The following is a 10,161-nucleotide window of genomic DNA, read 5'->3' on the forward strand; positions in this document are numbered from 1 at the left end:
GCCGCGGCGATCACCAGCATCCTCAGCCGGGTGGAGCCGCGGCGGGCGGCGGCGAGGGCGCCCACGAGGGAGCCGGCGGCCATGAGGGTGTTGAGGAGGCCGTACGAGCCGGCGCCGACGTGGAAGACGTCGCCGGAGAAGGCGGTGAGCCAGATCGGGAAGTTGAACCCGAAGGTCCCGATGAACCCGACGAGCACGATCGGCCAGATCAGGTCCGGCCGGCCCGCCACGTACCGCAGCCCCTCCCGCAGCTGGCCCTTGCCGCGCGGGACGCGCTCCACCCGGTGGAACTCGGCGGGCCGCATGCGCAGGAGGCCGATGATGGGCCCGAGGAAGAAGAGCCCGTTGAGCAGGAAGGCCCAGCCGCTGCCGACCCCGGCGATGAGGACACCGGCGACGGCGGGCCCGATGAGCCGCGCGGACTGGAAGTTCGCGGAGTTCAGGGAGACGGCGTTGCGGAGCTGCTTGGGGCCGACCATCTCGGAGACGAAGGTCTGCCGGGCGGGGTTGTCGACGACGGTGACCATGCCGAGCAGGAACGCGATGAGATACACGTGCCAGACCTGGATGGCCCCGGACAGCGTGAGCGCGGCGAGCGCGAGCCCGCACAGGCCCAGTGCGGCCTGGCTGACGAGCAGCAGGCGCCGCTTCGGGTAGCGGTCGGCGATGACACCGCCGTACAGACCGAAGAGCAGCATCGGCAGGAACTGCAGGGCCGTCGTGATGCCGACGGCGGCGGCCGAGCCGGTGAGGCTGAGGACCAGCCAGTCCTGGGTGATCCGGGCCATCCACGTACCGGTGTTGGAGACGATCGCTCCGGTGAAGAACAGCCGGTAGTTCCGGATCCCGAGCGAGGAGAAGGTGTCTCCGAAGAGGCTTCCGAAGCGGCCTCCGGAAAGTCTTCCTCCCCGCCCGCGGGTGTCGGGGGTGGGTTGATGGACGGGTGCGGAGTCTGCTCCGTGTCCCGTACTCAAAGTGCGTCGCCTCCTTGGCGCCTCGGTTACAGGTGGGCGAGCTTCTCCAGGACCGGGGCGGCCGCGCGCAGCTTCGCCCATTCGTCCTCGTCCAGTCCTTCGGCGAGGGAGGCCAGCCAGGCGTTCCGCTTGCGGCGAGACTCTTCGAGCATGGCTTCGGCCTGCTCGGTCTGGCTGACGACCTTCTGCCGGCGATCGTCGGGATGCGGCTCCAACCGGACCAGTCCCTTGGCTTCGAGCAGCGCGACGATGCGGGTCATCGACGGCGGCTGGACGTGCTCCTTGCGGGCCAGCTCACCGGGGGTGGCGGAGCCGCAGAGCGACAGGGTGCCGAGCACCGACATCTCGGTGGGGCTCAGCGACTCGTCGACGCGCTGGTGCTTGAGGCGTCGGCCGAGTCGCATGACTGCGGAGCGGAGCGCGTTCACGGCGGCGGCGTCGTCGGCGGTGCCGTGGGACAGATCTGGCATGTTCGTTAGCCTAACTCATTACTCTGCCTAAATACCAACGGGATCGGGTGGACGTTACACGGATCACACCCACCCGCACCCATCACACCCGCCACACCCCCGCGAGGGGCGGCAGCACGACGCACGGCAGATCACGCTTCGGCATCCATGTATCACCCAAATGAGTGAGTCGGATCCGGAAAGTGACGCAAAGGGGCCCCGCCTGCCCCGACCCTGAACGGCATGGGATCGACAGTGCTCAGCCTGCGCATCGACGGTGAGCTGCTCGACCGGCTCAGGAGTCACGCCGCGAAAAGAGGAATGAGCGTCCAGGACTATGTGGCCCGGACGCTCATTCGCGAGGATTTCGACGAGCGGTTCAAGACCGCGGTCGACGAGACGGAGAAGTTCTACGGGGCGTCCGACGCGCCCCGCGATCAGGTCAGGCCCAGCGCCGGCATCGCGTAGTAGAAGACGAAGACCGCCGACACGACGTACATGGCCACCGGGACCTCGCGGCCCCGGCCGGCCGCGAGCCGCAGCACGGTGAACGCGATGAAGCCGATGCCGATGCCGTTCGTGATCGAGTACGTGAACGGCATCATCAGCATGGCCAGGAACGCGGGCACCGCGATGGTGAAGTCGCTCCAGTCGATCTCCTTGATCGACCCGGCCAGGATCAGGAAGCCGACCGCGAGCAGCGCGGGCGTGGCCGCCTGCGACGGCACCATGGTCGCGAGCGGCGTGAGGAACAGCGCCACCGAGAACAGGCCGCCGGTCACGACCGAGGCGAGACCCGTACGGGCGCCCTCGCCGACACCGGCCGTGGACTCCACGAAGCAGGTGGTGGCGGAGGAGGAGGTGGCACCGCCGGACGCGACGGCGAGGCCGTCGACGAGCAGCACCCGGTTGATGCCGGGGAAGTTGCCGTCCTTGTCGATCAGCTTGGCCTCGTCGCCGACGCCGAGGATCGTGCCCATGGCGTCGAAGAAGCAGGACAGCAGCACGGTGAAGACGAAGAGCACGCCGGTGAGCATGCCGACCTTCTCGAAGCCGCCGAAGAGGCTGACCTTGCCGACGAGACCGAAGTCGGGCGAGGCGACGGGGTTGCCCGGCCACTCGGGAGTGGTGAGACCCCACGAAGGAACCTTCGCGACGGCGTTGATCACCATGGCGACGATCGTCATGACGACGATGGAGATCAGGATCGCGCCGGAAACCTTGCGGATGATCAGCGCGAGGGTGAGGAGCGTGCCCAGGATGAAGACGAGGACCGGCCAGCCGGTGAGGTGACCGTCGCCGCCGAGCTGCAGCGGGACGGTGGTGTGCGCGGCGTCGGGGATGCGGGAGACGAAGCCCGAGTCGACGAGGCCGATGAGCATGATGAAGAGGCCGATGCCGATCGCGATGCCCTTGCGCAGGCCGACCGGGACGGCGTTCATGACGCGCTCGCGCAGACCGGTGGCGACGAGCAGCATGACGACGATGCCGGCGAGGACGACCATGCCCATGGCGTCGGGCCAGGACATCTTCGGCGCGAGCTGGAGTGCGACGACCGTGTTGACGCCGAGGCCGGCGGCGAGGGCGATCGGGACGTTGCCGATGACACCCATGAGGAGGGTCGTGAACGCCGCCGTGAGGACGGTGGCGGTGACGAGCTGGCCGCTGTCGAGCTGGTGCCCGTACATGTCCTTGGCGCTGCCGAGGATGATCGGGTTCAGCACGATGATGTAGGCCATCGCGAAGAAGGTGGCGAAGCCGCCACGGATCTCACGGGCTACAGTGGAGCCGCGCTCCGTGATCTTGAAGAAGCGGTCGAGGCCGGAGACGGGACCGACGGGGATCTGGTCTTCGGACGCCGGAGGCGTGGCCTTGGCGGTGGCCGTCGTACTCATTGGGGGGTGGTTCCTCTTCCAGAGAATTACGTCCCTTTTGGCGGTTCATACGAGTGGAACCCGCCAGAGGCAAACCGTTTCAGTATGAACACATGAACGAGCGGGCGTCTATCTCCGCGCGTAGACACAAAACCCGGCCACCTAGACTGAGCCGCATGGCGAAGTGGACACCGAAGCACGAGGCACCCGAGCCCCTCGAAGGGCCGGTCGTCGCCACCATCACCGGCGGAACGATCCTCTGGTTCGTCCTCTTCCTCGTCCAGGTCCCCTTCTACGGCTGGTTCGACGACCGGGACCTCACCTGGTGGGTGTGGACGTGCCTGGCCGGAGCGGGGCTCGGCCTGATCGGCATCTGGTACGTACGAAAGCGGGACGCGGCGATCAAGCGCCACGAGGCGGCGCGGCAGAGCACCAGCCACGACGACGCGTAACACCGAGGGCGCACAACGCCGACGGCGCGTACCACCGACGGCACGCGCCGCCTACGGCGCACCGCGCCGACGCCGCGCACCACCGACGTCGCACCGGGGACGCGCCACACCGACGACACGTCATACCGGACGTCATACCGGGGAACGATCCCGCTCCTCCCCCGGTCCGATCTTCACCGCTCTCGGCAGGTGAACGACCGAATCCGGTCGTACCGTCGAAAACATGACTCAGCGGGCGAAGATCGACACGGACGGCAGTGGGGCGGCGGACACCGGACCGCCCGTCGTGCACCGCCCCGCCGGACTGACCTCCGCCGAGGTCGCCGAACGCGTCGCGCGCGGCGAGGTCAACGACGTACCCGTGCGGAGCTCCCGCTCGACCACGGAGATCGTCCGCGCGAACGTCTTCACCCGCTTCAACGCGATCATCGGCGTGCTGTGGGTGATCATGCTCTTCGTCGCGCCGATCCAGGACAGCCTCTTCGGCTTCGTGATCATCGCCAACACCGGCATCGGCATCGTCCAGGAGCTCCGCGCCAAGAAGACCCTGGACGGCCTGGCGGTCATCGGCGAGGCGAAACCCACGGTCAGGCGCGACGGCGTGGCCGCCGAACTCTCCACCTCGGAGATCGTCCTGGGCGACCTGATCGAGCTGGGACCGGGCGACAAGGTCGTCGTGGACGGCGAGGTCGCCGAAGCGGACAGCCTCGAAATCGACGAATCCCTCCTCACCGGCGAGGCGGACCCGGTGGTGAAGAAACCGGGCGACCGCATGATGTCCGGCTCGTTCGTGGTCGCCGGCGGCGGCGCCTTCACCGCCACCAAGGTCGGCCGCGAGGCGTACGCCGCCCAGCTCGCCGAGGAGGCGTCCCGCTTCACCCTGGTCCACTCCGAGCTGCGTACGGGCATCTCCACGATCCTCAAGTACGTGACGTGGATGATGGTCCCGACCGCGATCGGCCTCGTCATCAGCCAGCTGGTGGTCAAGGACAACAACTTGAAGGACGCGATCGCCCGCACGGTCGGCGGCATCGTCCCGATGATTCCCGAGGGCCTCGTCCTCCTCACCTCCGTGGCCTTCGCGATCGGCGTGATCCGCCTCGGCCGCAAGCAGTGCCTCGTGCAGGAGCTGCCGGCGATCGAGGGCCTGGCGCGGGTGGACGTGGTCTGCCTGGACAAGACGGGCACGCTGACGGAGGGAGGCATGGACGTCACGGAGCTGCGCGCCCTGAACGGCAACGACGAGACGTACGTACGAAAGGTCCTGGGCGCCCTGGGCGAGTCCGACCCCCGCCCGAACGCCTCCCTGCAGGCGATCATCGACGCCTACCCGGACGCGGTGGAGTGGCGCTGCACGGAATCGCTCCCGTTCTCCTCCGCGCGCAAGTACAGCGGGGCGTCGTTCAGCGAGGGGAACGGGGAGAACTCGACCTGGCTCCTGGGGGCCCCGGACGTCCTCCTGAAGACGGACGACCCGACGCTCCCCGAGATCGACCACCTCAACGAACAGGGCCTCAGGGTCCTCCTCCTGGCCCGCGCGACCCGGGAACTCGACTCCCCGGACCTCACCGCCGACGCCCACCCCACGGCCCTCGTCGTCCTGGAACAGCGCCTGCGCCCCGACGCGGCCGACACCCTCTCCTACTTCGCCGACCAGAAGGTCGCCACGAAGGTCATCTCGGGCGACAACGCGGTCTCGGTGGGAGCGGTGGCCGGAAAACTGAACATGCCGGGCGCGGAGAACACGGTGGACGCCCGCCGGCTGCCCACCGAGCGGGAGGACATGGCGAAGGTCCTGGACGAGAACACGGTCTTCGGCCGGGTCACCCCGCAGCAGAAACGGGACATGGTGGCGGCGCTCCAATCCCACGGCCACACGGTCGCGATGACGGGCGACGGCGTCAACGACGTCCTGGCCCTGAAGGACGCGGACATCGGCGTGTCGATGGGCTCGGGCTCGGAGGCGACGAGGGCGGTGGCCCAGATCGTCCTCCTGAACAACAGCTTCGCCACCCTCCCGTCGGTGGTGGCGGAAGGCCGCCGGGTCATCGGCAACATCACCAGGGTCGCCACCCTCTTCCTCACCAAGACGGTGTACTCGGTCCTCCTGGCGATCCTGGTGGTGGTCTCGCAGGTGGAGTACCCGTTCCTCCCCCGCCACCTGACCCTGCTCTCCACCCTCACGATCGGCGTCCCGGCCTTCTTCCTCGCCCTGGCCCCCAACAAGGAACGCGCGAAGCCGCACTTCGTACGCCGGGTCATGCGGTACGCGATCCCCGGCGGCGTCATCGCGGCGGCGGCCACCTTCACCACGTACCTCCTGGCCCGCCACCACTACACGGGCACGGACGCCCTGGGCGCCGAGACGAGCGCGGCCACCCTCACCCTCTTCCTGGTCTCCATGTGGGTCCTCGCGATCATCGCCCGCCCCTACACCTGGTGGCGCGTCACCCTGGTCGCCGCCATGGCCGCCGCCTTCCTCCTGGTCCTGGCGGTCCCGTGGCTCCAGGACTTCTTCGCGCTGAAACTGGTGGGCGTGACGATGCCGTGGACGGCGGTGGCGATCGCGGCGGCGGGCTGCGTGCTGCTGGAGGTGGCGTGGCGGTGGGTGGACCGGAGGTTCCCGGCGTGAGCCGGGGCCGGTCCCGAAGCCCAGGGTCCGAAGCCCAGGGCCCGAGCGAGGAGTGCGGCGTCCTCCCTCAGAGGAGCACGGCGTCCAGGCGGTCCAGGACGTGGGGCCAGCCGCGGCCCATGCCCTCGTACGCCTGGCGGCCCATCGGGGAGTCGAGGTCGAAGCCGGCGTGCGTGAGGACGAGGCGGGTGCCCTCGCCCTCCGGGTGCAGCGTCCAGGTCACGGTGGTGTCGAGCGTGCCCTCGGCGAAGCGGTAGGCGAGCAGCCGCTCCTCGTCGACGGCGGTCACCTCGCAGGGCTGCCACCCGAAGCCGCCCATGTCGAGGGTGAAGCGGTGCCCGACGACGGGCTTGACGTCGCCGGCGGCCCACCAGCGGGCGTGCAGGTCGGGGTCGGTCAGGGCCTTCCACACCGCCGCGGGTGCGTGGGGCAGGAACTTCTCGCAGGTGATCGTGTCGTTCTCGGTCATCACGTTCCGTTTTCCTCGTCCAGGAGATCGGACAGCGCGTCCAGGCGCTGCTTCCAGTAGTGCTCGAACGGATGCAGCCACTCGCCCACCTCGGCGAGCCGGGCCGGTTCGAGGTGGTAGAAGCGGTGCCGCCCCCGGGGCTCTTCGCGTACCAGTCCCGCGGTACGGAGCACTGCCAGGTGCTCGGAGACCGCGGGCCGCCCGAGCTCGAACATCCCGGCCAGCTCGCCCGTGGAGCGGGGCCCTTCGCGCAGCGTTTCGAGCAGTTTGCGGCGTACCGGGTTGGCCAGTACGCCGAACACGTCGGTCGGCATGACACCCACGATACGTCGGGATTTTCCGACGCGTCAAAAGTTTCCGACGCGTTCCTGGGTGGTGGCGCGGGCGTCGCCCCGGGACCGCCGGACGAGTCGGGAGTTCCGGCCACCGCCCGGCTCGTCGGAGAAGGCCGCGACCGCGCACGGACACCCGGACCCGGAGGAGCGCCCGCTCAGTCGCCCGTCGCCGCCGTCCCGACGAAGCCCTTGAGCACCTTCGCGTACTCCTCCGGGTGCGTGACGTGCGGGATGTGGCCCGCGCCCTCGAAGGTCCGGTGCCGGGCGTTCGGCAGGACCGCGGCCAGGCGGTCCGGGACCGTGCCGAACCAGGCGGGGCTCGTGGTGCCGCGGCTCAGGAGGACCGGGACCGGGCAGGCGGAGAGGCCTTCGAGGTCCAGTTCGGGAGTCGAACCCGGCTGCGGTCGAGCGGGCGGCCGAGTACCGTGCCGAAGATGCGGAACGCGCGTGCGAGAGGGCCGAGGGGCTTCAGGTAGCCCGCCAGGAGATACCTGGTGGCTGCGACCTACGGAGTCCTCATGGCACGCACCGCCCATCACCCTTCCCGCGGACGCAGACGCTTCCGTGCCGACATGCTCAAGGGGCAGCCCTGGCATGCCGTGGTTCTCCATGACCTCCGCTACAGCACCCGGGACGTCTCCGAGGCGGTACGGGAGGGCCGCAGGCCCCGGCCCCACCCGGTGCGGCGCGCGGTGGAGGTGTACGCGTTCCCCCGGCACCAGGGGGACGGGAGCGTCGCGCGCGAGGCGGCCGTGGAAGAGCGCCGGGCCCGGCAGCGGCTCCGCCGGCGGGCCGGGACGCTCCTGCGCCTGGTCGACTCCCCCGGCGGCGTCATCGACCTCGACGCCGCCGACCTCGTCGACATCCCGCCCGCCCGTCACCGGCGCGGCGGGCTCTGGCTCGCCTAGTTCGCTCGCCTAGTTCGCTCAGTCGAACCAGCGGTCCCTCGCCAGTTCCGCCGTCCTCGACGGGTCCTCCAGGAGGGCCGCCACCTCGAAGCGGCGGGGCCACTGGCCCGCCGCCCAGGCGAGGCCGGCCGCCACGCCCTCCAGGGTGGCGGCGTGGACGACGCCGTCGGGGGTGCGGCGCCAGTCGAGTTCGATGCCGCCGGCGCGGAGTTCCTCGTGCTCGATGTACGAGGCGGGGGTCGCCGGGCCGAGGAGGGCGTGGACCGAGGGCGGGACCTCGTGCTCCTCGCCGACCGTCGTGACCTCGGCCTCCACCGCCTCGCTCAGGCGGCGGACCTGGAGGAGGTCCGCCAGGTCGTCCGCACGGGACGGGGAGACCGGGAGGAGCGGGAGGTCGCCGGCCAGCGGGAGGAGGTCGGGGGCGTCCGCCACCAGGGCCTCCGAGGCCTCGACCACGACGAGGGCGCCGTCCACGACCGCGCGCAGGTCGTCGGGGAGCGTCACCTGCTCCGGGTCCAGGTCCGCCAGGGCCGTGTACAGGGCGTGGAGTTGGGGCGCCGTGACGTCCCTCGACGGGTCCGCCAGTCGGGCCAGGAGCTCCGCCGCGCCGCCCGGTTCGTCGAGGAGGGCCGCGACCGAGGTGCGGACGCCCAGGGCCCGGAGGACCTGCTCGTCCTCGAAGCCGGTCGCGTCGGCGGAGTCGTACAGGCCGATGAGGAGCGGGTCCGAGCCCTCCGCGCGGAGGCCCGCCGGGCGGCGGCCGTCCAGGACCGGGTGGTCGCGCAGCCACCAGGCCGTGTACGAGCGGACGGTCTCCGTCGTGCCGTCCGGCAGGAGCACCCGTACGGGCTGGGTCAGGGCGTCCCTGAGCGGCGGCTGCGCGAGGAGCGCGAGGGCCTGCGGCCAGGCGTCGTCGTCGACCAGGTCCAGGTCACGTACGGCCACGATCTCCGTCGCCACCGGCGGTACGGCGGTCATCGGGAGGCGGTCCAGAACGTCCTCGCACCACACGTCGACCGCGTCGAGCAGGCCCGCGTCGTCCGGCTCCGGGTAGTCGCCCTCGCGGGGCTCGACCTCGTCCGGGTCGAGGACCAGGTCGGTCGCGCGGACCAGGGCGAAGTTGGCGAGGACACCGCAGGCGGCGAGGGGCTGTTCGCCCCAGCGGGACGCCAGCTCCGTGTCGACGAAGGCGAGTTCCTCCTCGCGCATCACGGCCGCGAACGGCGAGCCCGGGAGGACCAGTTCGCCCGCCGGGGACAGTTCGCCGTCCTCGTCGGGGAGGGCGAGCGCGCCGAGCCACGGCTCCTCGCCGGGGTCGAGCTCCGCGTCGCGGACCAGGGCGAGGACGGTCTCGGCCAGTTCCTCCGCGTCGAGGGCGTCGGCGTCCTCGTCCCAGATCTCGCCCGCGTCGAGGGAGGCCGCGACCGCCGCCCGCACCTGCGGGGTCGTCAGGACCGCGCGGGGCGTGGCCGGCAGGGCGCCCAGCTTCTCCAGGAGCGGGTGGGCCGCCTCCGGGTGCGCCACCTTCAGGCCGAGCCGGGTCAGTTCGGCGGGCGTGCGGTCCTGCGGCAGGAGGACCTGGCGGGGGCCGATCGTCGTGCGGGTCCTGGCGCCCTCCTCGGTCTCCGCGAGCGGCACCGGGAGGCCCGTCAGCCGGTCCGGGTCGACGCCGGCGAGGGAGTCGTACAGCCGCCACCACCACGTCGGCGCACGGTCCACACCGGCGAGGCGGTCGATCGCCTCGGTGAGGGGGACGCGGCCGACGCCGAGGGTGCGGAGCTCGGGGCGGCGTTCGAGACCGGCGGGGAGGAGCGTCGGGAAGACCTCGGCGAGGACGTCGACCGTCTCCGCGCCCGCGCCCTCCACGACCTCCGCCTCGATCGGGCGGAGTGCAGGGAGCTCCTCCGAGGGGGCGGCCGGGGCCAGGAACGCGACGCGCGGCAGCCGGTCGAGGATCGCCTCGCGCAGGGCGCCGTCGACGTGCCCCTTGCCGAGCGGGCCGGGCACGAGGTCGAGGGTCGCGGTCGTCACCGGCTGCCAGTCGGCGAGGAGTTCGGCGTACGCGTCG

General features: G+C 70.9%; 10 protein-coding genes. 4 read left to right on the forward strand and 6 right to left on the reverse strand.

Annotated elements, in window-relative coordinates:
• Window positions 1–974, reverse strand: a 974-nt coding sequence (locus CCN56_RS27870; RefSeq protein ID WP_256962185.1) for an MFS transporter, incomplete at its 3' end; no start/stop codon positions are given.
• A 26-nt stretch (window positions 975–1,000) separates the two neighbouring features.
• A complete protein-coding gene (locus CCN56_RS27875) occupies window positions 1,001–1,444 on the reverse strand; it encodes a MarR family winged helix-turn-helix transcriptional regulator (RefSeq protein ID WP_086830705.1) in 444 nt (147 codons plus the stop codon).
• Between the two features lie 222 nt (window positions 1,445–1,666).
• Between CCN56_RS27875 and CCN56_RS27880 the strand changes: the two genes are divergently transcribed.
• A complete protein-coding gene (locus CCN56_RS27880; protein WP_086830707.1) occupies window positions 1,667–1,891 on the forward strand; it encodes a hypothetical protein in 225 nt (74 codons plus the stop codon).
• Here CCN56_RS27880 and CCN56_RS27885 read toward each other — a convergent pair.
• A complete protein-coding gene (locus CCN56_RS27885; protein ID WP_179200006.1) occupies window positions 1,861–3,318 on the reverse strand; it encodes an NCS2 family permease in 1,458 nt (485 codons plus the stop codon). The two genes, CCN56_RS27880 and CCN56_RS27885, sit on opposite strands and share 31 nt — an antisense overlap.
• Window positions 3,319–3,473: 155 nt before the next feature.
• Here CCN56_RS27885 and CCN56_RS27890 point away from each other — a divergent pair, with 155 nt between their 5' ends.
• Together CCN56_RS27890 and CCN56_RS27895 are read left to right on the forward strand one after the other, a co-directional pair.
• Window positions 3,474–3,749 carry a DUF2530 domain-containing protein gene (locus tag CCN56_RS27890; protein WP_086830708.1) on the forward strand — a complete coding sequence of 92 codons (276 nt, stop codon included), beginning with the start codon at window positions 3,474–3,476 and terminating at the stop codon, window positions 3,747–3,749.
• 223 nt (window positions 3,750–3,972) lie between these two features.
• Window positions 3,973–6,381: an HAD-IC family P-type ATPase gene (locus CCN56_RS27895; protein WP_086830710.1), complete on the forward strand. Its 2,409-nt coding sequence runs from the start codon at window positions 3,973–3,975 to the stop codon at window positions 6,379–6,381.
• 67 nt (window positions 6,382–6,448) lie between these two features.
• Here the strand turns inward: CCN56_RS27895 and CCN56_RS27900 are convergent, their stop codons facing one another.
• On the reverse strand, window positions 6,449–6,850 hold the full coding sequence (locus CCN56_RS27900; protein ID WP_086830712.1) for an SRPBCC domain-containing protein: 402 nt from the start codon (window positions 6,848–6,850) through the stop codon (window positions 6,449–6,451).
• Window positions 6,850–7,164 carry a helix-turn-helix transcriptional regulator gene (locus tag CCN56_RS27905; RefSeq protein ID WP_041130573.1) on the reverse strand — a complete coding sequence of 105 codons (315 nt, stop codon included), beginning with the start codon at window positions 7,162–7,164 and terminating at the stop codon, window positions 6,850–6,852. The genes CCN56_RS27900 and CCN56_RS27905 overlap by 1 nt, the downstream gene beginning before the upstream one ends.
• Before the next feature lie 515 nt (window positions 7,165–7,679).
• On the opposite strand from CCN56_RS27905, the gene CCN56_RS27910 reads away from it, so the two are divergent.
• On the forward strand, window positions 7,680–8,093 hold the full coding sequence (locus tag CCN56_RS27910) for a hypothetical protein (protein ID WP_256962186.1): 414 nt from the start codon (window positions 7,680–7,682) through the stop codon (window positions 8,091–8,093).
• Between the two features lie 18 nt (window positions 8,094–8,111).
• Here CCN56_RS27910 and CCN56_RS27915 read toward each other — a convergent pair.
• Window positions 8,112–10,161 (reverse strand): molecular chaperone Hsp90 (locus CCN56_RS27915; RefSeq protein ID WP_086830714.1); only part of this gene is annotated, 2,050 nt, incomplete at its 5' end.

The sequence above is a fragment of the Streptomyces sp. NRRL B-24572 genome, assembly GCF_002156145.1.
Classification (GTDB): Bacteria; Actinomycetota; Actinomycetes; order Streptomycetales; family Streptomycetaceae; genus Streptomyces; species Streptomyces vietnamensis.

Bases quoted from the DNA above. Each gene is read 5' to 3' on its own strand.
- CCN56_RS27875 (WP_086830705.1), bottom strand. From the start codon at position 1,444: ATGCCAGATCTGTCCCACGGCACCGCCGACGACGCCGCCGCCGTGAAC.
- CCN56_RS27880 (WP_086830707.1), top strand. From the start codon at position 1,667: ATGGGATCGACAGTGCTCAGCCTGCGCATCGACGGTGAGCTGCTCGAC.
- CCN56_RS27885 (WP_179200006.1), bottom strand. From the start codon at position 3,318: ATGAGTACGACGGCCACCGCCAAGGCCACGCCTCCGGCGTCCGAAGAC.
- CCN56_RS27890 (WP_086830708.1), top strand. From the start codon at position 3,474: ATGGCGAAGTGGACACCGAAGCACGAGGCACCCGAGCCCCTCGAAGGG.
- CCN56_RS27895 (WP_086830710.1), top strand. From the start codon at position 3,973: ATGACTCAGCGGGCGAAGATCGACACGGACGGCAGTGGGGCGGCGGAC.
- CCN56_RS27900 (WP_086830712.1), bottom strand. From the start codon at position 6,850: ATGACCGAGAACGACACGATCACCTGCGAGAAGTTCCTGCCCCACGCA.
- CCN56_RS27905 (WP_041130573.1), bottom strand. From the start codon at position 7,164: ATGCCGACCGACGTGTTCGGCGTACTGGCCAACCCGGTACGCCGCAAA.